The sequence below is a fragment of the Mycolicibacterium rhodesiae genome (genome assembly GCF_002086695.1).
Classification (GTDB): domain Bacteria; phylum Actinomycetota; class Actinomycetes; order Mycobacteriales; family Mycobacteriaceae; genus Mycobacterium; species Mycobacterium rhodesiae.
Window position 1 is genome coordinate 159,295 of record NZ_MVIH01000003.1, and the last position, 25,773, is coordinate 185,067.

The following is a 25,773-nucleotide window of genomic DNA, read 5'->3' on the forward strand; positions in this document are numbered from 1 at the left end:
TCTCAGCGCGGTGGCTTGACGGGCTCCACGGCTGAGACCGGTAAGGGTGCTCCGGGCGTGCCGGCCGGATCGACGGGCTTGCCGATCACCTCATAGACACGGAACATCTCGTCGCTGGTCGCGCCGTCTGCCGAGTAGATCAGTCTGGCGATGCCCGCCCCGGTGGACCACAATTCCGGGTAGCGGCGGTTGATCGCGTCAGGGATGTTGAGCCGGGGATTTGTCGCCACGATATAGCGGATTCCCATGTCCCACGGTCGATTCAAGGCGGTGGAGAAGTCGTAGTCACTGGTGATCACAAACTGTTTCGGGTGGTCCGAGGACAGCCAGATCCCCCACGCGAGGAAGGTGTCCATCAACACCGTGCCGTCCGGAAGCTTCTTCGCGTCGAGCCATGCGGCGAGTTGTCGCTCACTGATCAGCCGCCGACGTGCGGGCTGTTTTTCGGGGGGATGGCCTACCGGATCGACGAGGGAGATGAAGCTCGATTCCAACTGCCCGTAGGCAATATCCTCGTTGACGATGAGCGGTGTCGTCACCGGGATCGCCACCACCACCGACGCGGTGAGCAGTAGGGCGGCGGCTTGGGTGGAACGCTTGTCCGCCGTGCTGCGGCTGGTCCTGGGCCGCGTCGCGGGCCAACACGCGACTGCGATACACACCACCATCGGGATCGCCAGCAGATAGAAGCGGAACCATCCGAACGTCATGGAAAGATGCTGTGCCACAGCGGCGAAGGTCAAGGTGGCGCCCAGGACCGCGACTGGAACGACAGCGCTGACCTGCCGTCGCAACACCCCGACCAGAATCGCCATCGCTACGGCGATACCTGTCAGAGGCTGCATGCCGAAGAGGCGTGCGGCGATGACCAGCCATCCGGAACCGGGGTCGCCGCGGCCCACGTGTGCCAGCCGTTGAGCCACCTGGCTGCTGTTCCCGTACTGGGACGAGAAGGTGGCGAACAGTTCCCCGTTGATGATCCAGCCGGTGACCGCCCATACGAGGATGGCGGTGGCAATGGGGAAACCGATGATGGCGAGATTGAGGACGGTCGACTGCACACGGTCGGAATACCGCGAACGGTGCCAGGTGACCGCACCCACCAGAAGTGCGGCTCCGGCCGCGGCCGGGACCACCTCGTAGCGGGTGAGATATCCGCAGCCCAACGCGATGCCGGCCCAGGCGAGGTCACCGACGCGCTCGCTGTCGCACCATCGCATCAGGTGACGCACGCACCACACCAGGCAGAACATTTCAGCGGCCTCGCTCAGACCGGAGCCGCCGTACAGAATGATCATCGGGTGCAGGGCCACCGCGCCGACGGCTAGCCACCGCCACCCCGTCGGGAGTCCGCGGTCGAGCGCGATACCCCGGACCATCAGGACGGCGCCGGCCATGAACAGCGAGCTCTGGATGACACCGGCGATTCCGTAGTACTTCAGCGCCGGCCACCAGTGACTCAGTGCAACGAACGGTATGTCGACCATGCTGGGCAGCGGATTCCAGACGAACCCGATGGCCGACAGGTGCGGATCGCGGGCGTATATCGCAAAACCGGCGTTGGCCACCCGGTTGGGCGCATCCGGCTCGAAGATGTTGTACCGCAGCACCAGAACGGTGCCGACCACACAGTAGAGCGCAGTGAGGGCGGTGAACAGCAGCAACCCCGGCCAGCGCGGCCGGCCCGGGGCCGTCTGGCCGGGATCGGCCTCGGTCGGGGCGACTACGACTGTGGTCACAGCTCAGGGCGGGTGGTGGTGCGCCTGCGTAACCGGATCACCAGCACTGTCGCGGCGATGACGAGCGCGGCGGCGCCGACGCCGAGACTGACCCACGCCCACCATTTCCAGGCGTCGCCGGGGTGGGGCTGGCGGGCCATGGGGCCGCCTTCGTTGATGGACATGTTCACCGTGCGGCCTTGAGGTCCAGTCGCGACCACGTCGCCGACGACTGATGCCCATCGACTGGGCAGGCCTCGGATGTAGTCGAACGACGCGTCGACCAGAGACCAGTCACCGGTGGCCGAGATGGCCAGGACCGTGCGGTTATTGGAGGTGAACGCTTGGATGGCGCCGACCTGGCCGTTGATGTTGAGATCAGTGGTCGGGTCGCCGTTGACGCCGACGTCGCTTGCTCCGTTGGGAACCAGCGGAGCCTTCATGCCGGCCCTCGACAGCGCGGCACCGGTGGTGACGGCCAGCAACCCGGTGCGAGAACCGGCGGCTTGACCGAAGGTCGTCACCTTCGGACGCAGGGTCACCGATGTCTGCTGCGCCATGAGGTTGATGGCTTGCGCGGCGAACCTGATGTAGTCGGGACTGTCGAGCGTCACGTTGAAGTCTGGGGTGAACGCCATCGGCAGCACAGGGAACCCGCCGCGGTTGTTGGTACCCGGCGTGACGGTGACGGTCGATTGCCCGTCCAATGCGAACGTCATGCGGTCATTGAGGGGAGCGCACTCCTGTTGCGGAATGTAGCGAAGCTCGAGTGCGAGTCCGACGTTCGACGCGATTTCTTCGGCAGGGATCACGCCGCTGATATCCAACGTGCCCGAATTGTCCAGCCTGTGTGTGGCCAAAACCGTTGATCCCGACCGGATCAGCACGGATGCCTGGCCGCTGCCGACCGGGGTGTACTTGGCCATCAGGTGGACGTTGGCACTGCTGATCGGACCCGCGCCGAAGGCGCTCACGTCAAAGCCGGCATAGATCGTGGTGACCCCGAGGACTGACGCCTGGCCGTTGACGCCGAGCTGGTCAAAAGTCTTGGTGTTGCTCGACAGGGTGGTGTCGTCCTTGGACGACAGCACAACGGCTGCCGGTGCCTGAGCCAAATCTGTTCTCTGGTCGGCGAATAGCTGAACCTGTCGAGCCAGGGTCTGTCCGGTGCCGCTGATCACCAGCGTGGCCGCGGGCGTGCCCGAGTTCTCGACGATCACCCCTGGCTGGCTGTTGTCGCGAATGTCGATCACCCGGACAGCGGGTTCCGGCGCGGGTGCGATGTCCAGGGTGGTGACGTCGATGCGGACCGGCATCGGACGGTACTTCTTGGTCAACCGTGCCACCAGGTCCAGCGCCGCCTGCTGCTGAACGTAGGTGGGATTCGGGCCAACGTTGATCAGGATCTTGTCGAGAAAGCTCGGCAGGTAGTCGGCTACCGATGCCGGGTCGGTCGGCGGCCCGGCGAACGAACTGGCGAGCTGGCTGATCGAGAGCGCCGGTATCTGCGTGCAGTTGTTGACGTTTTGGTTGTTGTCACGGATGACGAAGCTCAGCTTTGCCATGCCGTTGGCGACGAGCGCTGGGCTGATGTCGATCTGGAACGGTACGGTCGTCGCGTCGGCCGGTACCGGGATGGTGCCGAGCACCATGCCGCGGTCGTCGAGAACGTCCACCCGTCCGCTGACCACGTTGACGACCGCGCCGATGACGCCACTGAGCACCGTCGGCACCGTGCCTGCCGGGACCGGGATCGCGGTCTCGCTGGGTTGATTGGCTCCGAGTAGATCGATCCTGTCCGGCAACCCCAGCTGGGGCCACCCGATCAACCGCGGGGGCTCAGGTGCGGGTTCGGTGGAGATCACCTCAACCACGTCAGTGTCCGGGTCTGCCGACGCAGGAGCAAGTGTGCTGCCCAGCATCGGTGCCGCAAGCAGAACCGACACCATACCGAGAGTGCCGAGTCTCGCGAAAAGTGTTCTCACGAAGGATTTCCCGTCGACTCAGGGACAGTGTGCTTGTGAGACAAGCCGTGGACGGTCTTCTCCCAGAAACACGGTTTGGTCACCAGCTGATAGAGCGCCTTCACCGCCGCGATGGATTGCAGGAACCAATACAGCGGGACCAGCGCAGCCGCCCACCAGAGGTGTGGTTTACCCAATGCCTGCGCGACGATGAGGCCGACGAAAATCGACATGGGCGCGCCGATGAGAAGCAGAATCAGGCAGACGTAGTAGGTCATCGGTGGGAACACGACTTCGACGGCGTGCGGCCGGCCCAACATCCACGTCGCCAGGATGAACCAGAACAGCAGATTGCACGCCGCGGTAAGCGGCACACCGCCCGTCATGTTGATCAGGCGCCAGGTGCCCTTCAACCCGATCTCGCTGCGCAGTGCCGCGGGATTTCGCAAATGGACCAGCATGGTCTGCAAGTAGCCCTTGTACCAGCGCGACCGTTGCCGAATCCAGTTCACCACATCGGAATTCGCCTCTTCCAACGTCACCGAATCCAGGATCCGGGTGCGGTAGCCGCAGCGGGCAAGCCGCACACCGAGATCGGCGTCTTCGGTCACGTTGTACTCGTCCCACCCGCCGATCTCCCTCCATACGTCGGCGCGCATGTGGTTCGAGGTGCCGCCGAGTGGCACGACGCAGCGGGCCCGTTCCACCGCAGGCAGCACGACGCCGAACCATTGGTCGTACTCCAATGAGAAGAATCGCGTCAGCAGATTCTGGCGCTCGTTGAAGTAGCCGAGCCGGGCCTGCAGGCACCCGACCTCGGCGGGGGTCTGTCGGAACGCTGCGACCGCACGTCGGAGTTGCAGCGGGTCGGGGATGTCCTCGGCGTCGTAGATGGTCATCAACTCACCGCGAAGGCCGGGCGTTGCCATGCCGTAGTTGCACGCCTTCGGCTTTGTCTTCGGCATGCTGTGCGGAACGATGATCACCCGGATCGACGTCAGATTCGCGTCGAGCAATGCCATCTGGGTTGGCAGATCGTCTTCCTCGACGAGCAGCAGGATCTCCAGTTTGTCTCTGGGGTAGTCCAGGCGCCCCACTCCGTTGAGGAGGTTGGCGACAATCGTGGGCTCGTCGTAGACGGGCAGCAACACGGTGTAGACCGGCAACTCGTCATCGGTGAGTGCCAGCGCCTCGGCGTCTGAGATCCGGATGAGCGCCGACGAGCGAATCCCGCGCAGCAGAAGGTAATTCCGGTCGATGCTGGAGGCGAGGTAGAACGCCGCAATCAGTGCGGTCAACGCGGGCGCGACCGCATACGGAAACACGACGCCGCCGACGATGAGAGCTGCGATGAGAACGCCACAAGCAGTCAGGGTGCGGGCACCGAGGAGATTCCGAGCCGAAAACCGCGGGTGCAATTGCGCGGGCTGCAGTGTTTCAGTCACGTCGGTGGGAGCCTCCGGGAGATGGAGAGTCGGAAACTGCGCTGACCGCGGCCGTCAGCGTGGCGGCGCGTTGGCTCACCAGCGGATCGACGTGATCGAGACCCTGGGGTCGCTGACGCGACAGCCACAGCCACGAGCCCACCGATGCGTCGAGCGCGTCGGGCGGCTGAGGGGTGGGTGGTGCCTGATCACCCGACAGCGACTGACTGACGATCACGGTCACCCGCTGGAAGAGTGAGCCGGCGCGTTGGGTCCAGGTCAGCGCATACCAGTCCACCCCGCGGGCGTCTGCGGCGGCGTCGGCGTCACTGTGGAGCACACGTGTACCGGCCGGAATCCCGGCGGAGGCGGCGACCGCCCGATAGCTCACGGGCCGGGCCGCCGGATACCAGACGACGTCGGAGAGATCGGCTAGAACGGCTTCGCTGGGTGTCGACAGCACGTCCACTGCGGCGGCCGGCATGCCCTTTTGGTCTGGCGCGGCAAACCGGACCAGAGTCGAGTCGGGCCCGGCGAACTTGGTGACGAAGTCGTAGGACGCGATGCGGGACAGGCCACTGCGTGCCGTCCAGTCCGTTGGGATTGTCCGCGGGGCCGCCGCGTCGTGCTGGTGTAGCCCAGCGGCGGCCAAGATTGCCGTGCCGACGGCGAGGACGCCCACCGTCCGCACGGAGCGATGGGGCATTGCCGCGCTGATGGGGCGTTCGGTGGGGTCTGCCGATCGGGAATTCGGCGTCAGCCGGGCACCGATCACCGACAGGACGGGAATGACTCCGGCGGCGACGATGATCGTTGGCAGGAACCAGGAGGCGCAGTTGACGACCAACGGGGCGCTCGCCGCGAGGCTGATGGCCGTGGCGGCCAACCGACGACGCATGGCGAGGGTCCGGGTGGCCAGGAAAACTGCCACGGCGCCGATCGCGGCGGCGACGATTGCACCGTCGATGGGTGTCCCGCCCAGGGCGGCCGTGGCGGCCAGATAGGGCACCGGCGTGGCGAAGCACGCCAGGAAAAGCCACAACGACCACATCGTGAGCGCGTGACGCATGCCGAACAAGATGATGACGCAGCACACGGCCCACACCAGGACCGCCAGCGACTCCAGGCGCCACCACGCCGACAGCGTCGGCATCCGGCCGATCAACAGATAGATGGCGGCCAGCCCGAGAATGCCGATCAACGCGGCGACGATCCAGTCCGATTCACCGTCGCCGACGCCGTGGGAGGTGGTGCGGTACCCGGCGGCGATCAGAAGAGCCAGGACAGGCAGGACGACCAGATACGCGGTCCGAGAGCCGGCGACCGCGTCGGCGAAGATGTGCGCGTAGCTGGATGCGTACGCGACCATGCAGAGCAGAGCCACGGCCGTGCCTCGAGGCAACACGCCGAGACCGGTTGGCTTGGCCGGGGCGTCAGTCGAAATATCGTCTGGGAGTTCGCGGTCGGAAACCGGCCGCGGCGCAGCCGTGGCAGTCACATCGATGTTTGGCATCTATCCATCCGGAGTCCGAATAATGTTGCAGTAGCTAACTTGCGTTTGCATCATTGCGTACGGCAGGTATGGGCTTTCGGTGAATCATGGGCATAACTAGGCAAAAGTTACGGCATCAACAATTACAGCAAACAACCATTACATCGCTGATAAACCCGGGCGAGTGTGGCGAAGCTCACGTTTGCGCTGTGAACGGCGGGTGCGGCCGGTACGAAGCCGATGTGGATGCGGAATGCTGAAGACCGTGACCGCCGCGCGCACCACCACGTCGATCTACATCGCCTCCCCCGAAGGTGACACAGGCAAATCAACCGTCGCACTGGGCATCCTGCACCGCCTGACCGCGATGGTGCCGAGGGCGGGAGTGTTCCGTCCGATCACCCGGCGGGAGAACCGGGACTACATCCTGGAGTTGTTGCTGGCGCACAGCAACGCCGGCCTGACCTACGACGACTGCGTCGGGGTGACCTATCAGCGGTTACATGCGGATCCCGACGGCGCGATCGCGGACATCGTCGACCGGTATCACGAGGTGGCCGCCCGCTGCGATGCGGTGGTGATCGTCGGATCGGACTACACCGACGTGGCGAGCCCCACCGAACTGAGTGTCAACGCGCGCATAGCGGCCAACCTCGGAGCGCCGGTGCTGCTGTCGGTGCGCGCCCGGGATCGCTCCCCGGCAGAGGTCGCCGAGGTCATCACGTTGTGCCTGGCCGAGCTGGCCGCCCAGCACGCACACACCGCCGCGGTGGTGGCCAATCGCGCCGACCCGGCGCAACTTGATGCGGTGGCCGAGGCGTGCGCGAACCTGGGCCCGCGCGTGTACGTCCTCCCCGAGGAGCCGCTTCTGGTAGCCCCGACCGTCGCCGATCTGAGCCATGCGGTGGACGGAGTTCTGGCGCACGGGGACACCTCGCTGCTCGGCCGCGAAGTAATGGGTGTGCTGGTGGCGGGCATGACCGCCGAGCACTGTCTGGAACGGCTCACCGAGGGGGTTGCCGTCATCACGCCGGGAGATCGCTCCGACGTGGTCCTGGCCGTCACCAGTGCACATGCTGCGGAGGGTTTCCCGTCTCTGTCGGCGCTCATTCTCAACGGTGGGCTGCCGCTGCACCGTTCGATCGCCGAACTGGTGACCGGGCTGGGCCTGCGATTACCGATCATCGCCACCGAACTCGGCACCTTCGAGACGGCCAGCGCGGTGGCGGGAACGCGCGGGCGGGTCACCGCCACATCGCAGCGCAAGATCGACACCGCGATCACGCTGATGGAGCGCTACGTCGATATCGACGAGCTACAGAACCGGCTCAGCGTGCCCATCCCGACGGTGACCACCCCGCAGATGTTCACCTATCAGCTGATGGAACGCGCCCGTGCCGACCGCAAGCGCATCGTACTGCCCGAGGGGGACGACGACCGTATCCTGCAAGCGACCGGACGGTTGTTGCTGCGCGGCGTCGCCGATCTGACCATTCTCGGGGAAGAGGCTCAAGTACGTTCCCGCGCAGCAGAATTGGGTGTCGACCTGACGGCAGCGGTAGTCATCGATCCGCGCACCAGCGAGCTGTGTGATGAGTTCGCGGAACAGTACGCCGAACTCCGCAAGAAGAAGGGCGTGACGCTGGAGCAAGCGCGCGAGATCATGCACGACGTGTCGTACTTCGGAACGATGTTGGTGCACAACGGAATCGTCGACGGAATGGTTTCCGGCGCGGCGCACACCACGGCGCACACCGTGCGGCCTGCCTTCGAGATCATCAAAACCCAGCCGGATGTCTCGACGGTGTCGAGCATCTTCTTGATGTGCCTGTCCGACCGAGTTCTGGCCTACGGCGACTGCGCGATCGTGCCGGATCCGACCGCTGAGGAACTCGCCGACATCGCGATCAGTTCGGCGCGCACGGCCGCGCAGTTCGGTATCGATCCTCGAGTGGCCATGCTGTCGTACTCCACGGGCGACTCAGGAAGCGGCAGCGGTGTGGAGAAGGTCAGGGCTGCCACCGAGTTGGTCCGCGCACGGGCGCCGGAGTTGTTGGTGGAAGGGCCCATTCAATACGATGCTGCCGTCGACCCAACCGTTGCCGCGGCCAAGATGCCCGGCTCTCAGGTAGCCGGGAGTGCGACCGTGCTGATCTTCCCCGACCTCAACACCGGCAACAACACCTACAAGGCGGTCCAGCGCAGTGCCGGCGCCATCGCGATCGGCCCGGTGCTGCAAGGGCTCAACAAGCCCGTCAACGACCTGTCACGTGGCGCGCTGGTCGAGGATATCGTCAACACCGTCGCCATCACCGCGATCCAGGCTCAGGGGCAGTGATGGCCGATACCGTTCTGGTGCTCAACTCCGGTTCGTCGTCACTGAAATACCAGCTGGTGCAACCGGATACCGGTGCATCGCTGGCATATGGGCTCGTCGAGCGGATCGGCGAGGACACGTCCACCGCGACGTTGAAGTCGGGCAACGACGAGATCCGCCGTGACGGCCGGATCGCCGACCACGAGGCGGCGCTGCGCACCGCGTTCGACTTGTTCGCCGAGTCCGGCCGGCACCTGGACGATCTGGGGCTCGTTGCGGTCGGGCATCGGGTCGTCCACGGCGGCCAGGATCTGTACCGTCCCACCGTCGTCGACGATGCGGTCATCGCCAAGCTGAAGGACCTCGCAGCGCTGGCTCCACTGCATAACCCACCGGCGGTACTCGGAATCGAGGTCGCCCGCCGAGTCTTGCCCGACCTGCCCCACGTCGCGGTGTTCGACACCGCGTTCTTTCATGATCTGCCGCCCGCCGCGGCCACCTATGCGATGGACCGGGAATTGGCCCAACGCTGGGATATTCGCCGTTACGGCTTTCACGGGACGTCGCATCAGTACGTCAGCCACCAGGCTGCACGGTTCCTCGAGGCCCCGATCGAATCTCTCAACCAGATCGTGCTGCATCTGGGCAACGGTGCGTCGGCGTCGGCCATTGCCGGCGGCCGACCGGTCGACACCTCGATGGGACTCACGCCGATGGAGGGGCTGGTGATGGGGACCCGCTCGGGCGACATCGACCCCGGCGTTCTCATATATCTCTGGCGGACCGCGGGTCTGAGCGTCGAGGAGATCGAAACCATGCTCAATCGGCACTCTGGAATGTACGGCCTTGGTGGTGAGATCGACTTCCGGGTGGTGCATCAGAGGATCGAATCGGGCGATGAGGCAGCACAATCGGCCTACGAGGTCTACATCCACCGACTGCGCAAGTACGTCGGCGCCTACCTGGCCGTTCTCGGGCACACGGATGTCGTGACCTTCACCGCCGGTGTGGGTGAAAACGACGCACGGGTGCGGCGCGACGCGTTGACCGGGCTGGCGCCGCTGGGCATCGAACTCGACGAGCACCTCAACGACAGCCCCGCTCGTGGCGCGCGACGGATCTCGGCCGACAAGTCACCGACGACCGTGCTGGTGATCCCGACGAATGAAGAGCTGGCGATCGCGCAGGCCTGCCTGACGGTGATCTGAGGGCCGGTTATGCGGCGCCGGGCATCGGGATCGGCTTGACCCCGGGGGTCCCGATCTTGCCGGCCAGCCACGGCAGCGCATCCGCGAATGCGTAACCCGCAGACTGCAGATCGTGGCCTGCGTGGAAATTGACCACGGCACACTCGATGCCGTAGCTGCTCGCAAGGTCGCACATGGCGTGTGCGATGTCGGCGTGATTCTCGGAATCGGTGTCCCACTTGGCGGGTGGCGTGGGGACGGCGCCAGAGTGGTCGCCGGGCCGGTATTCGGGCTTCGTGTCCGATGACACGGCGAACCACGCGGACACACCGGTATAGGTGCCGTGCCGGGTGATCGCCGTCTTCGGGTCGAAAGCTTCCCAGGCGCTGACGTCGCCGCCGAACAGTCGCCCGATGGTCTGATCCTTGGTTCCGGCGTTGGGTCCGAGTTGACCGTCGATGTCGACGATCGCGCTGAACAACTCGGGGTGCACGACCCCCAACATCAGGGCGCAGGTGCCCCCCGACGACCAGCCTGCGACTCCCCAGTTCTCCGGCTTGGGACTGACGCCGAACGCCGAAGTCACATACGGCACGACTTCTTTCACGAGGTGATCGGCCGCGTTGCCGCGCGGACCGTTGACGCACTCGGTGTCGTTGATGAACGATCCGCCGACATCGGGAAAGACCAGCACGGGCGCGTTGCCGTGATGTCGCGCCGTGAAATCGTCCAGTGTGGTGAGCACGTTGGATGACCGCAGCCAGTCGTCTGCGCGGCCGAACTCGCCACCGAACATCATTACCGCCGGTAAAGACGGCGGGGGTGTGGTCGCGAACCAGGCCGGGGGCAGGTAGACGTACTCCTGGCGATGCGAAAAGCCGGACTCCGTATCCGGTGTCGTCATCTTGACGACGACGCCCTGGGTGGGCCTGACCCCGCGCCGCTGCATATCGGCCAAGGTCGCCTGGTCGATCCAACGGTCCGGTTCGGCACCGGTGACCCGGTCCCACGCGGACTGCACGGTGGGGAAGTAGCCGACCCAGGTGTTCACCGCCAGCGCTGTGCACAGCAGACAGAGCGGAACGGCGAGTATCGCCGCGCTTCGGCGGGGCCACCCGGCGCCACGCCAGCCTGCACCCAGGATGATGATCGCAATCCCCAGGCCGACTACCCACACCCAGAACGCCGCGGGGGCGGGGTCCTGGGACATCCCCTGGTCCTTGATGAACCAGAAGGTCAACGCCGCACATACGCCGCCGACGAGCACCGCGACAGGTAACCAAACCCGAAGCCACCGTGGCGATCTGCGACCGATCGCGGCCAGCAAGACGGCCGCGGAGAGCAGTTGTAGGCTGATCACCAACCAACCATGCGTCAAGCTCACGGGTTGCGGCCTTCGCAATCATTGGGTGCTGGAACCGAATTGACGCGTTGGTTCATCCAGTCCAAGGCCTCCGTCATGTCGAACTTGTCGGGGGCATCGGCCGGTAACCGGCGTATGGTGATGACGGCGCCCGCTGCGCAGGCGTTGTTCACGGCGAGGTCCGTCCACGCGGCGGGAACCAGCGGATCCTGATCCCCGTAGATCACCAACATCGGTGCCTGCGTGGGCCCTTGGGGAAGGCTGACCTTCTTGAGGAAGCCGCGCAACGTCTCCAACGCGGCGGGCGACTTGGGCCGCAGGTCATCGGGAGTGATCTGAGCCGCGATCGCACTGCGCGCTTCGAGGCCCGCCGGGTCGCAGGCCAGAAGCGCGTCCCACTTCTGCGCGACGATGCCGCTGCGGTAGTCGTCGAGGTTGAAGTCGCGAGGGTACGAACTCTTCAAACCGGCAAGGAATGCGATCAGATCGAGTTCTTGCTGGGTGTTGAGCGTGCCTGCCGCGGCCGCGTCAGCCAGTCCCGTGATGTCGGCCACCGGCGAAATCGCGACCGCACCAAGCAAAGTGAGGTTCCACCCCTCGTTCCCCGCGAGTTCGTCGGCCGCCCATGCAGCCTGTCCGCCTTGACCCATTCCGAAGGCCAGCCAGGAGGTGGACGACGGGGTATTGGCCTTGTCGAACAGCTTGCGCGCGGCGCGCACGGCATTGATCAGGTTGTAGCCGGCCGTCATCGAGTCGAGATAGGGGTGATAGGTGTCGAGGTCGGGCTGATCGTGGGTCTTGTCAAGGCTGCCCAGTCCTTGATAATCCGACACCACCACCGCGAAGCCGGCTTGCAGAAGTTGTTTCACTGTGTCCGCGGAGCCGAGCAACGTCGGCGAGGTCGATGGTCCGCACCCCGGCAGGATGCCGGTGGCAGGATGACCGAATGCGACGATCCGCCAGCCTCCGTCTGGGGGTGAGCCCTTGGGAACCAACAGGATTGCCGTCACATGGGTGCCGCTGTCGTTGACTCCCGACCGAGAGTGGTAGGTGAAGCGCTGCGCCCATTCGACCGTTGACTGCAACGACGGATCGAGGTCTCGTACGCCCTCGCTGTTGAGGATGGCGCCAGATTCCTCGAGCGGGGCGGGCGACGTCGGAGTGCGCGATGTGGAGCCGCCACAGGCCGTGCCGATCAGAGCGGCCACCACGAGCATGGTCAGGGCCATCAGAATTCGTCGCACGACCCAGATGTTAATGGTCCGGGGAGCCACTTCGGCCCTGGTTGACGTGCTTTCGTGCCATTAGGTGCGGCTCGCGCCGCCGAGATGGCACGACCCGCGTCGTTCGGTCAGCGCGGTGGCCGCGGATCGTGGGGGTCCTCCGGGTCCGGGTCGCCGAACCAGCGCGACGGGGTGTGCTCGGGGTAGTGGTCGTGCCAGGCCCACCATTCGTAGGGCTTGCTCTGCGGATAGCCCTTCGGCGAGTCCTCCCAGGTCTCCTGGCGGCCCAGGGCCGTCATGTCGAGGAAATGCCATGTGTTGACGAATATTTCGTCGCCGCGGCTGTCGATGAAATACGTGCGATAGATCTGCTCGCCGTCACGGATGAAGGCATTGGTGCCGTGCCACTGGTCGACACCGAAATCGACGTCGAAGACGCCCTCGGGGCCGGGCACCATGGTGTACCAGGGGATGTCCCAGCCCATCCTGGCCTTGATCCGTGCGATATCGGGCTGTGCGCCGCGGGATGCGTAGACGAGTGTGGTGTCGCGGGCGTTGAGGTGGGCGAGATTGCCGATGTGATCCGCCATCAGGGAGCAGCCGACACAGCCGTGGTCGGGCCAACCGTGGACACCGGGGTCGAGGAATGCTCGGTAGACGATCAGCTGACGTCTGCCGTCGAACAGGTCGAGCAGGCTGATCCTGCCGTCCGGCCCGTCGAACACGTAGCTCTTCTCGACGGGAGTCCACGGCATACGCCTGCGCAGTGCCGCCAGGGCGTCGCGGGCCCGCGTCAGTTCTTTTTCCTTGACCAGCATTTGGTTGCGGGCGGCCTCCCACTCGGGTGCCGACACGACGTCGGGCATCTGCACGGTTGCTCCTTCGAATCGTTCAACAAGTTAGTTGAGTATCTGAGCCTCAGCGAACCACTCTGAGCGGCTATAGTCAACAAGATGGTTGAAGATCAAGTGTTGGACCGGGCCTACGCCGCCCTGGCCGACCCGACCCGCCGCCACCTGATCGAGGTGTTGCGGCAGGGCGATGCGCGGATCACCGACCTTGCCGCGCCGCTGCCGATGACGTTCGCGGGAGTGTCACGCCACGTCGGGGTGCTGGAGTCGGCCGGGCTCATCCAGCGGGAGGTGCGCGGGCGCGAACACTGGGTGTCGCTGCGTCCGGAAGGGCTTACCGCAGCTCAACACTGGATCGACGAGCAGACCCGGTTCTGGTCGACCCGCGCTGATGCGCTGGCCGCGCGACTGCGCCGCAAGAAGGCCGACGGCCGATGACCGACACGGTGACCGTCGTCGTCTCGCGCGTCATGCCCGCCCCGCCCGCGGTGGTGTTCGACGAGTGGCTCGATCCGGAAGCGCTGCAGGAATGGATGTGCCCGAACCCGGTGCGCGTCGTCGAGGTCACCATCGAGCCGCGCGTCGGGGGGACCGTGCGCTTCGACGTTGACGATTCGGGCACCGGGGTGCTCATCAGCGGGCAGTTCCTGACCATCGACCGCCCGCGTCTACTGCGGTTCACGTGGAGCAATTCGAATTGGGAGGATCCGTCTCAGGCCAGCATCGTCGCCGTGACGTTCGAGCCGGTCGGGGTGGGCGAGACCCTGATGTCGATCGAGCATTCGCTGCTGCCGACAAGCGAATTCGAGTCGTTCCACAGCGGCTGGATCGATACGTTCGCCCAGCTCGACGCCCGGCTGGCATCGACTGTGCGGTGACGGCGCATCATGCCGCCGTGAACGCACAGTCGATCCCAAGCTGACCGGTTTACCGTCGGCAGCTGTGGTTCGCTGGTCATGCTTGGTGCTGGGCATAGCCGTGTGGGCGTTGGCCACGTTCAGCGCCGTCGGCGAGTACGCACCGGTCCTGTTCTGGGTGCGCGCGTTGCAGGTGCTGCTGCTGTTGTTCGTCGCGCCGTTTCTGCTGGCATCAGCTCGGCCGGTGGCGTGGGTGTGCGCGCTCTCGCCGCCCATCGGACGAATCGTGGACCGGACGCTGGGCTCGCGGGTCATGCGGGTGGCACTGTCCCCGCTGGCGACGTCCGCCGCCATGCTGGCCACGCCGTGGCTGCTCTACCTGACACCCTGGTATGTCGCCTCGATGACCGGACCACTGGCGGCGGGGACCCGAGTGCTGCTGGTGCTCGTCGGGTTCGGGTACTTCTACACCCGGCTGCAGGTCGACCCCGTGCCGCGACGGTTCTCCCCGATGCTGTCCATCGGCATCAGTGTCGTGGAGTCCTTGGCTGATGGCCTGCTCGGCATCGTGCTCTGGCTTGGCCCACTGATCGCCGTCGACTACTACGCTGCGCTGCACCGTGATTGGGGACCGAGCCCACGGACCGACCAGTCCATCGGTGCGGGCATTCTGTGGATCGTCGGCGATGTGCTGAGCATTCCGTTCGTGGTGGCGCTGATGCGTCAGCTCGGAAGCGACGAGCGTCGAAAGGCCAAGCGGACGGACGTCGAACTCGACGAGGCGACCGCGGCCGGGGTCTCGGGGTTGTGGTGGGAGAATGACCCCACGCTCCGTGAGCGCTTCTCGCGCTAGAACGTACTGGTCGGTCGCACGTTGTTGGCCATGTCGACCAGTGCGTAGCGGTGAGCCTGACTGGTCGCCACCCGCGCGAGGCTGCGCAATGAGGCCTCGACGCCCAGGCGCAGACCGTGCTCGGTGAACGGGAACCCGAGAATGTGGTTGGTGCTGGCCGTGTTCTCGCTCATCCAGTCCATCGCGGTGCCCAACACCAGTGCGCGAATCTGCAGCACGCGCGGTTCGGAATCAGGCAGCGCTTCCACCCGGTGCGCGGCATCGCGGATCTGCTCCTCGGACAGCTCGTGGGCTGACCGCCCGGACAGCAACGTCACCGCGCTGGTCAACCTGGCCGTCGTGAAATGCCTTGATGCAGCAGGGACTTCGTCGAGTGTTCGGACCGCGGCTTCGCGATCGCCCTCCACCGACAGGGCCCGGGCCAAACCGAACGCCGCCGAGATGGAGTTGTTGTCGGTGTGCCAGACGGTCCGGTAGAACGGCAGCTCGTCGGAGGTGGCGGCCAGCTCGGCCGTTGCCGCCAGGGCCAGCTTCGGCGCCAGCTCGCCCGGAAATATGTCCAGGACCTCGGTGAAATGCTTTGTCGCCGAATCGTAGTCGCCGGTGAGTAACTCGGAGACCGCCTTGAACCAGATCAGCCGCCAGCGCCAGCCCACCCGCTCGGCCAGGTCGTCGAGCTTGCGGTTGGCCTTTGCGACGTCCCCGAGGTCCAGCAGAGCGCGGACCTCCATGAGCGGCAATTCGATCGACTCCGTTAGGTCGACCCCTTCGGAGTCGAGTACGCCGTGCCGGGCCGCGCGCAGCGAGTCCAGCGTCTGAACCGGTTGCGACAGCACCGTCGCGGACAGCACGGTCGCGGCGATATCGGTGGGATCCACCAGGGGAACCGGTAGGGCGGTGACGATCTCGGCGGCGGTCAGCTTCTCGGCATGGGCCAGTCCGTCGAGGTACACATCGGTGTGCGCCACCAGCAGCTCCACCCCGAACGCCGCCCGGGTGCGGGTGAAGACGTTCGACAGGCCGGGCCGCGGCACACCGGTGTCCTCGGCGACCACCTCACGCAGTACACCCAGCAGCTGCGACGACATCTCCTCGGCGCTGGCGAAGCGGCGGCGCGGATCCGGGTCGATCGCCCGGCGCAGCAGCCGCGCGAACGAGTCATACTTCTTGAGCACCGGGTCGTCTTCGGGCAGCCCGTCGACGTAGCGGCCCTTGCGGGTTCGAAGGTTCAGCGTCAAGGCCGCCAGGGTGCGGCCAACCGTGTAGATGTCGCTGGCCACGGTCGGTCCGGTCCGGACGATCTCGGGCGCCTGATAGCCGGGGGTGCCGTAGAGGTAGCCGAACGAGTTGATCCGCGACACCGCGCCGAGGTCGATCAGCTTGAGCTGCTCCTCGGTCACCATCACGTTCTCCGGCTTGAGGTCGTTGTAGCACAAGCCGATCGAATGCAGATAGCCCAGCGCAGGCAGGATCTCCAGCACGTAGGCGATGGCTTCGGACACCGGAAGCTTCTCGCCCTTGGGCAGTTTCAGAGACTTTCCGCCGACGTACTCCATCACGATGTAGCCCACGGGCTCGCCATGGGAGTCGGGGTGTTCGACGAAGTTGAAGATCTTGACGATCGACGGATGGACCACCTCGGCAAGGAACTGCCGCTCGGCCATCGCGATGGCCTGCGCCTCGGCATCCCCGGAATGCACAAGACCCTTGAGCACCACCGGTCGCTCGTTCACGTTGTGATCGACAGCCAGGTACACCCAACCCAGGCCGCCGTGCGCCACGCATCCCTTGATCTCGTACTGGTCGGCGACCATGTCACCGGGAACTAGCTGCGGCACAAATGAATACGGGCTGTTGCAGTGCGGGCACCAACCCTCCGACGGCGCCTCACCGTCCTCGGTCGAGCGGCCCACCGGACGTCCACAGTTCCAGCAGAACCGCTTCGCCTCGGCGACAACGGGATTGACCATCAGCGCCTTGAGCGGGTCGATCTCGGGGTACCGGGGAATCTCCACCAGACCGCCCCCGAGCCGCCGGGTCGGCGACAGCTTGCGGGCGACGGTGGGGTGATGCATGGCCTCCGGCTCGGTGCCCACACTGCCGATCGAGTCGTCGTCGTCCTCGAACTGCGGCCGGTAGATCGCTTGGGTGGCCATCGGCCGCATCGTCGACGCCGAGTCCATGGCGAAATCGTCGAACGACGCAGGCTGGGTTCCGACGTCGAGGTCTGGCTGATCGGAGCCGGCCATCAGTCCAGATACCTCGGCGTCGGGGGAGCGGGCGCGGGTCCCAGTACCGTCAACCACTTGCGGTACAGCGTGTTCCACGTGCCGTCCCGGCGGATGCGCTCCAAGGTCCCGTTGACGAACCGCACCAGCCCGGTGTTGGCCAGATTGATCCCGATGCCGTACGGCTCCTGAGCCATGTTCGGTCCGATGATGTGCAGATACGGATCCTGGGCGACCAGGCCCGCCAGAATGGAGTCGTCGGTACTGACCGCGTCGACCTCGCGTTGCTGCAACGCGACCAGGCAGTCCGCCCAGCTCACCACCGTCACGATGATCGGCGGCGGGGCGATCTGACGCACCCGGTCCAGCGACGTGGTCCCGCTGGCCACGCACACCCGACGGCCGGACAGGTCGGAGGCCTGTGAAATGGCCGACTCCCGCGGGGCCAGAATGCGTTGGTAGGCCATGAAATACGCGGTCGAGAAGTTCACCTGCTTGCGGCGCTCACAGGTGATCGTCATGGTCTTGACCACGATGTCGACGGTGTTGTTCTGCAGCGCCGTGATCCGGTCGGCCGACGACAGGATGCGGTACTCGACGGCCGACGGCGTCCCGAAGATGTCGCGGGCCACCTCGCCGGCGATGTCGACGTCGAACCCGGTGATCTCCCCGGTGATCGGATCGCGGAACGAGAACAGGTTGCTGCCGACGTCGAGCCCGACGATCAGCCGGCCCCGGGCGCGGATCCCGGCGACCGCCGCGTCGGCCTCGGCCTTGGTGGGGAAGGGCCGCAGGCTGGCGGTGCGGTCGCAGGAATTCTCCGACGGATCGGGCCGCTGGGGCGGTTCCGGCGCGAGCTCCTGCATCCCGGCCGGCGTCGGCGGGGCCAGGGTCGGCACCGGGGGAGCCCCGATGAACTCCGTCTTGCCGCAGCCGCTGAGCACGGTCGCCGCGGCGACCGCGATGCAGAGCAGCCTGCGCATCCTCATCCCCACTCGTCTGTTCTTCGCGCGGGCGCTCATCACCGGTACTCGCTGAGCCGCGGCCACAGCCCGAGCGCCACCGACACCGCCGCCCCGACCGAGAGCACCACTCCGCCGACGGTGGTGCCGGACAGCACCCGGCGAGCGGACAGGATGTCGTTGCGCAGTTGGTTGCGGCTTTGCCGGATGCCGCTGGACAGCGCCGCGTCGAGCTTGTCGAATGCCGGTGTCGAGTCGTCCTCACCGGTGCCCAGCGCCACCTGGGTCGCGGCCTGGTAGTTGCCGACCGAGATGTAGGCGTTGATTCGTTCGTCGGCCTGCCGCCACTTGGTCAGCAACTGGTCGGCACCGGCCAGGTCGTCCTTGGCGATGGCGTCCTTGCGGCCGAGGTACTCGGTGAGTTGTGTGTGCATGGCTTCGACGCGTTGGTAGTAGGAGCGCTTGCGGACGTCTTCGTCCCCGCGCCGGATCAGCGACAACGTCTCGTCGGCGCGCGCCTGCTGGGCGGTGATCGCCAGATTAGTCACTGTCTTCAGCGACTCGGCCGCGGTGTTCTTGGCAGCCCGGCTGCCTGCGGTGGAGATGAGCAACGCCGAGCCCACCCAGATGATCATGACCACGATCGCCAGCCCGCCGGCGATCAGGCCGACGTTCACCCGGCGTTTGGTCCGGTCGGCCAGCCACCGATGACCGAACGCCCCGAACAGCAGCGTGATGGCCACGACCAGGATCACCGGTGCCGGGATGCGGGTGGAGGCCGTGGTCTCGGCGTCGACTCGCGCCGAGGTCTGCTCGTACAGCCGCTGCGCGTCCGGCAGGATCTGCTGCTGCATCAGGGCCGAGGCCTCCGAGAGATACGACGAGCCGACCGGATTGCCCATCCGGTTGTTGGTCCGCGCCGTCTCGATCAGGCCGGTGTAGACGGCCAGCTGCGCGTTGATCCGGCCCAGCAACTGCACCAGGGGTTCGTCGGTGAGGCCGCTGGATGCGCGGGTGACGGCGACGGCCGCGTCGGTGATCGCCTGCTCGTAGCGCTGTCGTACCGCGCGCGGCTCGGAGCCGGCGATGAACGCGGTCGCCGCGGCGGCGTCGGCCACCGACAGGGTGGTGTAAAGCTGGCCGGCGGCGAAGGACAGCGGCTCCGTGTGGTTGAGGACCGCGGTCAGTTGCGTTTGCCGGTCGGTGATCGTCGTCGAGGTGGCGAACGCGCTGAGGATGCCGAGCGTGGCGAGGATGACGCCGAGGGTCAGGATGCGTCCGGGCGTGGTGCGGACGAACCACCACCGGGGATGAGCGGGCGGCACCGTCGACCGCTGGCCCAACGGCTCGGTCGACGGGTGCGCCAGCTCGACGGTCACGTTCGCGGACCTCATTCCGTGTTGTCCGGATCCACTGCTGCTCTTTGCCGGTATACCCGGCACGCTTTCTGAGACAATCCTAAGAGGTGCTGTGACGGATGGGGCGGGATCGACCGACCTAAGTCGGGCGTGGCGTGCTTATCCTGAACGCGTGCGCGGGGATGGCGACGGTTGGGTGGTGTCGGATACCGGCACGCCCTATTGGGGACGGCATGGCGCCGCGGGTTTGTTGCTGCGGGCGCCTCGCGCCGACGGTACGCCTGCGGTGCTGCTTCAGCACCGGGCCCCGTGGAGCCACCAGGGCGGCACCTGGGCGCTGCCCGGCGGCGCCCGCGACAGCCACGAGACCCCCGAGCAGGCCGCGGTGCGCGAGGCCCACGAAGAAGCCGGCCTGCTCGCCGAACATGTCCGGGTCCGCGCGACCGTGGTGACGGCAGAGGTCGTCGGCGCCGGCGGCGCGCAGTGGAGCTACACCACCGTCGTCGCCGACGCCCCCGAACTGCTGAGCACTGTCGCGAACCGGGAGAGCTCCGAATTGCGCTGGGTCGCCGAGGACGAGGTGATCGAGCTCCCGCTGCACCCCGGGTTCGCCGCCAGCTGGGAACGCTTACGCATCACGACGATGCTGAGCGCCCACGATCACGAGGAATGCCTGCTGCCGGTTCCGCACACCGTGGAGATCAGGGCCGGAGTGTTCGCCTGGTGCACCTCGACAGCCGCGGAAGTCAGCTAGCCGGCTGGTCGAGCGCCGCGCGGAGTCGCTCAGCGGCGGCCTTCGGGTCGTCGGCCCCGGTGATCGCCCGCACCACCACAATTCGGTCTGCCCCGGCTTCGAGCACCTCCGGCAGGCGCGTCTCGTCGATCCCGCCGATCGCGAACCACGGCTTGGCTGAACCCATGGCCGCGACGTCGCGCACCAGATCCAGGCCGGGCGCGGGCCGGCCCGGCTTTGTCGGCGTCGGCCAGCACGGGCCGACGCAGAAATAGTCGACGTCCTCGGTGAGCGCGCGCGCGGCCTCGCCGCTCTGATGGGTGGAGCGGCCGATCAGGGCCCTCGGGGCGATGTCGCGGGCCACGGTCAGCGGCAGGTCGTCCTGACCCAGGTGCAGGATGTCGGCGCCCGCCGCGCGGGCGATGTCGGCGCGGTCGTTGACCGCCACCAGCGCTCCGTGCCGGTGGGCGGCCTCGGTCAGGATTTCCAGTGCGGCCAGCTCATGGCGAGCCTCCAGCGGGCCGAATTGCTGCTCACCGGCTGAACCCTTGTCCCGAAGCTGGATGATGTCGACGCCGCCGGCCAGCGCAGCGTCGGCGAACTGGGCCAGGTCACCGCGTTCGCGGCGGGCATCGGTGCACAGGTACAGCCGTGCGGTTGCAAGCCTGGAGCGAGGTTCGTGCACACCGCGACGGTAGCGGCTAGCGTGGAGGATCGGCACGGGAGCCCCGGGGCGGGGCTGAGAGTGGAGCGCAACGCTCCAGACCGTCACCACCTGATCCGGGTCATGCCGGCGAAGGAAGCGAAAGGGATATGTCGAAGAATTCTCTGGCCGTCATCGGTGGCGGCGTCATCGGACTCGCGGTGGCACGGCGCGCCCTGCTCGACGGGCTGTCGGTCCGGGTGCACCGAACCACGACGTGGGGCGCGTCGTGGGTGGCCGGTGGGATGCTGACTCCGCACAGCGAAGGCTGGCCGGGCGAGGAACAACTGCTTGCGGTGGGTTTGGAGTCGCTGCGGCTGTGGCACGCCGGCTTCCTCGACGGTCTGCCCGCCGATGTCGTCACCGCGCGCGAGTCGCTGGTGGTCGGTGTGGACCGGGCCGACGCCACCGATCTGCGGACCGTCGCGGACTGGTTGTCGGCCCAAGGGCATCCGGTCACCGTGACGACCACCGCCCGCGACACCGAACCGCTTCTGGCCCAAGGTATTCGGCACGGATTCCTCGCCACCGACGAGCTGGCGGTGGACAACCGCAAACTGGTGGCGGCCCTGGAGGCCCACTGTGAGCAGCTCGGGGTGCAGTGGGCCGCGCCGGTGGAACGTCTCGACGACGCCCGCGACGGTGTCGACGCCGTCGTCATCGCCAACGGCATCGACGCGCCTGCACTGTGGCCGGGTTTGCCGGTGCGGCCGGTGAAAGGCGAGGTACTGCGGCTGCGCTGGCGGCGCGGCTGTATGCCGGTGCCGCAGCGAGTGGTTCGGGCCCGCGTGCATGGCCGTTCGGTCTACCTGGTGCCGCGCGCCGACGGGGTGGTGGTCGGTGCGACCCAGTACGAACACGGCCGCGACACCGCGCCCTCCGTGGCGGGGGTGCGCGAACTGCTCGACGACGCCTGCGAGGTGATGCCCGCGCTTGGCGAATACGAGTTGGCCGAGTGCGCGGCGGGTTTGCGGCCGATGACACCGGACAACATGCCGATCGTCGGCCGGCTCGACGAGCGCACCCTGGTGGCCACCGGACACGGCCGGTCCGGATTCCTGTTGGCGCCCTGGACCGCGCAACGCATCGCCGCAGAGCTGATGGGAGCACACGCGTGAAGCTGATGGTCAACGACGAGGAACTCGAAGTCGACGACGGCACCACCGTATCGGGGCTGCTGGACACCCTCGGCTTTCCCGAGCGCGGTATCGCGGTCGCGGTGAACTGGGCGGTTCTGCCACGCTCACAATGGGATTCGGCGGTTCCCGACGGTGCTCGAGTGGAAGTGGTGACGGCGGTGCAAGGTGGTTGAACAACTCACGATCGCGGGACGGACGTTCGGCTCGCGGTTGATCCTCGGCACCGGTGGTGCGCCGAACCTGACCGTGCTCGAGGAGGCTTTGGTGGCGTCGGGCACCGAGCTGACCACCGTCGCGATGCGCCGGGTGGACGCCGAGGGCGGCACCGGCGTACTGGATCTGCTTGCCCGCCTGGAGATCACCCCGCTGCCGAACACCGCGGGCTGTCGCGGAGCGGCCGAAGCGGTGTTGACCGCACAACTGGCCCGCGAGGCGTTGGGCACCAACTGGATCAAACTCGAGGTGATCGCCGACGAGCGCACCCTGTTGCCCGATGCTGTCGAATTGGTCCGGGCAGCAGAGCAATTGGTGGACGACGGCTTCGTGGTGCTGCCGTACACGAACGACGATCCGGTGCTGGCCCGCCGCCTCGAGGACACCGGGTGCGCGGCAGTGATGCCGCTGGGCTCACCGATCGGAACCGGGCTGGGCATCTCCAATCCGCACAACATCGAGATGATCGTCGCGGCCGCCGGTGTGCCGGTGATTCTCGACGCCGGGATCGGCACCGCCAGCGACGCTGCGCTTGCGATGGAATTGGGTTGTGACGCAGTGCTTTTGGCAAGTGCTGTGACGCGGGCCGCCGATCCGCCCGCGATGGCGGCGGCGATGGCCGCCGCGGTGACCGCGGGCCTGCTGGCCCGGCACGCCGGACGCATCCCCAAGCGGTTCTGGGCGCAGGCCTCGAGTCCGTCCATTGCCTGGCAGGACGCGTGAGCCGTTATGTGGCTCTGGGAAGTTCGATGGCAGCCGGCCCGGGGATCCGGCCCAGGGCGGCAGGTTCTCCGATCGCGGCCGGCCGGTCGGCCCGTAACTACCCACACCTGACCGCCGAACGACTGGGCCTCGACCTCGTTGACGTCACCTACTCCGGTGCCACCACCGCCCACGTGCTGCGTGACCGGCAGCACGGTGCGCCACCGCAAATCGACGCCCTGAACGGCGCGGAGGAACTGGTCACCGTCACCATCGGCGGTAACGACGTCGGCTACGTCCCGTTGTTGTTCGCCGCGACGCTCCCGCCGGTCCTGCACAAACTTCCGGTGCTCGGCGCGCGACTGGATGAACTCCTGAACCCGTCGGCCAGGGGCGCGGCGCTGAACCAGGTGGGTGCGTCGCTGCGTGAAGTGGGCCAGGTGCTGCGGGAGCGATCACCGCGAGCGCGCATCCTGTTCGTGGACTACCTGACCCTGCTGCCTCCCGCGGGAACACCTGCGCCACCACTTCCGGACGACATCGCCGACCTGGGTCGCCACATCGCAGCGCGGCTGGCCGATCAGACCTTCGAAGCCGCGCTCGCGACCGGGTGCGAGGTGATCCATGCCGCGGAGATGAGCCGCGACCACCACCCGTGGTCGGCCGAACCGTGCACGGTCGGCGCCGGTTCCTTGCTGCCGTGGCGGCCGAAGCCATGGCACCCCAACGCGGCAGGCATGCGCGCGGTCGCCGATCTCATCGTCGCGAAGGTGCGTCAGCCGTAGGTGTTGGCCGGTGGGTCGATCCGCACCACGCTGGTCACCTCGAGGGTGGGTATCGACCCTGTGCCGGAATAGGTTTGGCCCGCCGGCGCCGTGCCCACCACCCGCAGCCAGGTGTTCTCCGGCATCGCGGCGGCAGCCTGCGCCGCAGGCCCGGACAGGTGCAGCCGGGCCAGCTGAGCATCGGCGGCACAACAGACGATCACGATCTTGGCCAAGTCGACGCGATCGCCGTCGCGCATCGTGAAACCGGTCGTGGTGATCGGGTGGGCGTCCAGGCCGCCGACCTTGCCGACCGCAACCCGCATCAACACCTCGGGCAGCGACAGCGACGGCGCAGGCCCCGGCGGCAGCGGCGGGAACGACCGGGCCATCGACACCGTCGCGGGAGCCGCTGCCCGCGCACTCAGTGCCGGTGGCACCACAAAAATCAGCAGGATCACCGGCAGCATCAACAACCAGACGATGCCGTTGCGGTGATGGTGACCGCCGTGCTCGTGGTTGGGGCCGCCGCGCCGGACGTCGCGCGCGATCGCGGTCAATGCCAGCCCGAGAAGCACGACTGCCGAGATCGCCAGCCACAGAAGCATTCCCGGTTTGACGTATCGGGTGTAGGCACCGGTGACGGTGACCATCACCAGGGCGATGCCGACGATCAGAAGTAGCGTGTTCTCGGTTTCGCGTCTCACAGCAGCACCAGTCCGACCGCCGTCGCCAGCACCGTCGCCACCACCAGGGTCACCGGGGCGAAGCGCAACGCGAAACTCCGGCCGAACAAACCCGCCTGCATGGCAACGAGTTTGATGTCGACAGCCGGGCCGACCACCAGGAACACCAGCCGAGGCACCAGCGGCACCATGGTGAGGCTGGCCGCGACGAAGGCGTCGGCCTCCGAGCACAGCGCCAGGACGAACGCCAGCAGCGCCATCGTGATCACGCCGATCACCAGGTGGCCGGCCACATGCTCGAACATCCACGGCGGCACCACGACGCGCAGCGTGGCGGCGGCCGCGGCCCCGATCACCAGGTAGGAGCCCGCCTGCAGGAAGTCATGCCGGGCGGCCTCGGTGAACGCGACCCAGCGGGACTGATCCGCGTCGTCGGAGCGGGGCAGCCTGCGGGTGACCCAGCCCGGCCGGCCCCAACGCGACCACAACATTCCCATCACCACCGCGGTAGCCAACGATGCGGCGCAGCGGGCCGCCACCATCTCGGGTTGACCCGGGAACGCCACCGCGGTGGCGACCAGCACCACCGGATTGATCGCCGGCGCGCTGAGCATGAACGTCAGCGCCGCCGCACCGGTCGCTCCGTCGCCGAACAGACGCCGGGCCACCGGGACAGACCCGCACTCGCACCCCGGCAGCGCCGCACCGGCCACGCCCGCGGCCAGCACCGCCACGGGCGCGCGGCGCGGTAACCACCGAGCCAGCCGCTGCGGGGACACGAACGCGGCGATCAGTCCGCTGATCACCACGCCGAGCACCAGAAACGGCACAGCCTGCAGAAACACCCCGGCGAACACGGTTCCCGCAGTGGACAGCCGCGGATCACCCGCGACCCCGTCGCGCATCCAGGTTCCCGCCAGCGCACACACCACCAATGCGGCCACCAGCACCTCGGTGGAGGTCACCAGGCGGCGGCGCGGGGACGTGACGGTCATCGGGCATATGGTGCCACCCGAACCTGCGCACTCGCCGATAC

The 25,773-nt window shown here is 66.9% G+C and carries 23 protein-coding genes and 1 riboswitch; of the genes, 10 read left to right on the forward strand and 13 right to left on the reverse strand.

Features of this window, described 5'->3' with window-relative positions; translation table 11 throughout:
* Positions 1-2: 2 nt before the first annotated feature.
* Genes BST42_RS08025 through BST42_RS08040 form a run of 4 tightly spaced genes read right to left on the reverse strand, consistent with a single transcriptional unit; the run spans position 3 to position 6,490 of the window.
* Positions 3-1,739, reverse strand: a complete 1,737-nt coding sequence (locus tag BST42_RS08025) for a glycosyltransferase family protein (RefSeq protein WP_237159313.1) — start codon at positions 1,737-1,739, stop codon at positions 3-5.
* A complete protein-coding gene (locus BST42_RS08030) occupies positions 1,736-3,667 on the reverse strand; it encodes a hypothetical protein (protein ID WP_083118052.1) in 1,932 nt (643 codons plus the stop codon). The genes BST42_RS08025 and BST42_RS08030 overlap by 4 nt, the downstream gene beginning before the upstream one ends.
* A gap of 32 nt (positions 3,668-3,699) precedes the next feature.
* Positions 3,700-5,127 carry a glycosyltransferase family 2 protein gene (locus tag BST42_RS08035; RefSeq protein WP_083118053.1) on the reverse strand — a complete coding sequence of 476 codons (1,428 nt, stop codon included), beginning with the start codon at positions 5,125-5,127 and terminating at the stop codon, positions 3,700-3,702.
* Entirely contained in the window at positions 5,120-6,490 is a 1,371-nt protein-coding gene (locus BST42_RS08040; RefSeq protein ID WP_133057425.1) for a hypothetical protein, read from the reverse strand. Before BST42_RS08040 ends, BST42_RS08035 begins: the two co-directional genes overlap by 8 nt.
* 361 nt (positions 6,491-6,851) lie before the next feature.
* Between BST42_RS08040 and pta the strand changes: the two genes are divergently transcribed.
* Positions 6,852-8,936: a phosphate acetyltransferase gene (pta, locus tag BST42_RS08045; RefSeq protein ID WP_083118055.1), complete on the forward strand. Its 2,085-nt coding sequence runs from the start codon at positions 6,852-6,854 to the stop codon at positions 8,934-8,936.
* Positions 8,936-10,123 (forward strand): acetate kinase, encoded by a 1,188-nt coding sequence (locus BST42_RS08050; RefSeq protein ID WP_083118056.1) that lies wholly within the window; start codon positions 8,936-8,938, stop codon positions 10,121-10,123. Before pta ends, BST42_RS08050 begins: the two co-directional genes overlap by 1 nt.
* 7 nt (positions 10,124-10,130) lie before the next feature.
* Here the strand turns inward: BST42_RS08050 and BST42_RS08055 are convergent, their stop codons facing one another.
* From BST42_RS08055 to BST42_RS08065, 3 genes are all read right to left on the reverse strand, one after another.
* The gene (locus BST42_RS08055) at positions 10,131-11,462 is read right to left on the reverse strand and encodes an alpha/beta hydrolase (RefSeq protein WP_237159314.1); all 1,332 of its coding nucleotides are present in this window, start codon (positions 11,460-11,462) and stop codon (positions 10,131-10,133) included.
* A 20-nt stretch (positions 11,463-11,482) separates the two neighbouring features.
* Positions 11,483-12,709, reverse strand: a complete 1,227-nt coding sequence (locus BST42_RS08060) for a lipase family protein (protein ID WP_133057426.1) — start codon at positions 12,707-12,709, stop codon at positions 11,483-11,485.
* A 107-nt stretch (positions 12,710-12,816) separates the two neighbouring features.
* Positions 12,817-13,554, reverse strand: a complete 738-nt coding sequence (locus tag BST42_RS08065; RefSeq protein ID WP_276009903.1) for a DUF899 domain-containing protein — start codon at positions 13,552-13,554, stop codon at positions 12,817-12,819.
* Positions 13,555-13,641: 87 nt separating this feature from the next.
* Between BST42_RS08065 and BST42_RS08070 the strand changes: the two genes are divergently transcribed.
* The 3 genes from BST42_RS08070 to BST42_RS08080 all read left to right on the forward strand — a co-directional run bounded on the left by BST42_RS08070 (position 13,642) and on the right by BST42_RS08080 (position 15,249).
* Positions 13,642-13,977, forward strand: a complete 336-nt coding sequence (locus BST42_RS08070; protein ID WP_083118059.1) for an ArsR/SmtB family transcription factor — start codon at positions 13,642-13,644, stop codon at positions 13,975-13,977.
* Positions 13,974-14,417 (forward strand): SRPBCC family protein, encoded by a 444-nt coding sequence (locus BST42_RS08075; RefSeq protein ID WP_083118060.1) that lies wholly within the window; start codon positions 13,974-13,976, stop codon positions 14,415-14,417. The genes BST42_RS08070 and BST42_RS08075 overlap by 4 nt, the downstream gene beginning before the upstream one ends.
* Positions 14,418-14,481: 64 nt before the next feature.
* On the forward strand, positions 14,482-15,249 hold the full coding sequence (locus BST42_RS08080; RefSeq protein WP_237159315.1) for a cytochrome c oxidase assembly protein: 768 nt from the start codon (positions 14,482-14,484) through the stop codon (positions 15,247-15,249).
* Here BST42_RS08080 and BST42_RS08085 read toward each other — a convergent pair.
* Genes BST42_RS08085 through glnX form a run of 3 tightly spaced genes read right to left on the reverse strand, consistent with a single transcriptional unit; the run spans position 15,246 to position 19,818 of the window.
* Positions 15,246-17,498 carry a serine/threonine-protein kinase PknG gene (locus BST42_RS08085; protein WP_083118062.1) on the reverse strand — a complete coding sequence of 751 codons (2,253 nt, stop codon included), beginning with the start codon at positions 17,496-17,498 and terminating at the stop codon, positions 15,246-15,248. The two genes, BST42_RS08080 and BST42_RS08085, sit on opposite strands and share 4 nt — an antisense overlap.
* Entirely contained in the window at positions 17,498-18,466 is a 969-nt protein-coding gene (locus BST42_RS08090; protein WP_207569465.1) for a glutamate ABC transporter substrate-binding protein, read from the reverse strand. The genes BST42_RS08085 and BST42_RS08090 overlap by 1 nt, the downstream gene beginning before the upstream one ends.
* Before the next feature lie 32 nt (positions 18,467-18,498).
* Entirely contained in the window at positions 18,499-19,818 is a 1,320-nt protein-coding gene (gene glnX / locus BST42_RS08095; protein ID WP_083118374.1) for a protein kinase G-activating protein GlnX, read from the reverse strand.
* A 151-nt stretch (positions 19,819-19,969) separates the two neighbouring features.
* Here glnX and BST42_RS08100 point away from each other — a divergent pair, with 151 nt between their 5' ends.
* A complete protein-coding gene (locus BST42_RS08100; RefSeq protein WP_083118064.1) occupies positions 19,970-20,551 on the forward strand; it encodes an NUDIX hydrolase in 582 nt (193 codons plus the stop codon).
* Here BST42_RS08100 and thiE read toward each other — a convergent pair.
* Positions 20,544-21,215 (reverse strand): thiamine phosphate synthase, encoded by a 672-nt coding sequence (gene thiE, locus BST42_RS08105; protein WP_083118065.1) that lies wholly within the window; start codon positions 21,213-21,215, stop codon positions 20,544-20,546. The genes BST42_RS08100 and thiE overlap by 8 nt on opposite strands.
* Positions 21,216-21,239: 24 nt before the next feature.
* A riboswitch (TPP riboswitch) is annotated at positions 21,240-21,349 on the forward strand.
* Here thiE and thiO point away from each other — a divergent pair.
* The 4 genes from thiO to BST42_RS08125 all read left to right on the forward strand — a co-directional run bounded on the left by thiO (position 21,344) and on the right by BST42_RS08125 (position 24,072).
* Positions 21,344-22,351, forward strand: coding sequence for a glycine oxidase ThiO (gene thiO, locus BST42_RS08110; RefSeq protein WP_083118066.1), 1,008 nt, complete (start codon positions 21,344-21,346; stop codon positions 22,349-22,351). (Overlaps the previous riboswitch by 6 nt.)
* Positions 22,348-22,545 (forward strand): sulfur carrier protein ThiS, encoded by a 198-nt coding sequence (gene thiS / locus BST42_RS08115; protein ID WP_083118067.1) that lies wholly within the window; start codon positions 22,348-22,350, stop codon positions 22,543-22,545. Before thiO ends, thiS begins: the two co-directional genes overlap by 4 nt.
* Positions 22,538-23,308: a thiazole synthase gene (locus BST42_RS08120; RefSeq protein ID WP_083118068.1), complete on the forward strand. Its 771-nt coding sequence runs from the start codon at positions 22,538-22,540 to the stop codon at positions 23,306-23,308. The genes thiS and BST42_RS08120 overlap by 8 nt, the downstream gene beginning before the upstream one ends.
* Positions 23,305-24,072 (forward strand): SGNH/GDSL hydrolase family protein, encoded by a 768-nt coding sequence (locus BST42_RS08125; RefSeq protein WP_083118069.1) that lies wholly within the window; start codon positions 23,305-23,307, stop codon positions 24,070-24,072. Before BST42_RS08120 ends, BST42_RS08125 begins: the two co-directional genes overlap by 4 nt.
* On the opposite strand, the gene BST42_RS08130 is transcribed toward BST42_RS08125, so the two are convergent.
* On the reverse strand, positions 24,063-24,758 hold the full coding sequence (locus BST42_RS08130; protein WP_083118070.1) for a TIGR03943 family putative permease subunit: 696 nt from the start codon (positions 24,756-24,758) through the stop codon (positions 24,063-24,065). The genes BST42_RS08125 and BST42_RS08130 overlap by 10 nt on opposite strands.
* Entirely contained in the window at positions 24,755-25,732 is a 978-nt protein-coding gene (locus BST42_RS08135; RefSeq protein WP_083118071.1) for a permease, read from the reverse strand. Before BST42_RS08135 ends, BST42_RS08130 begins: the two co-directional genes overlap by 4 nt.
* Positions 25,733-25,773: the final 41 nt, after the last annotated feature.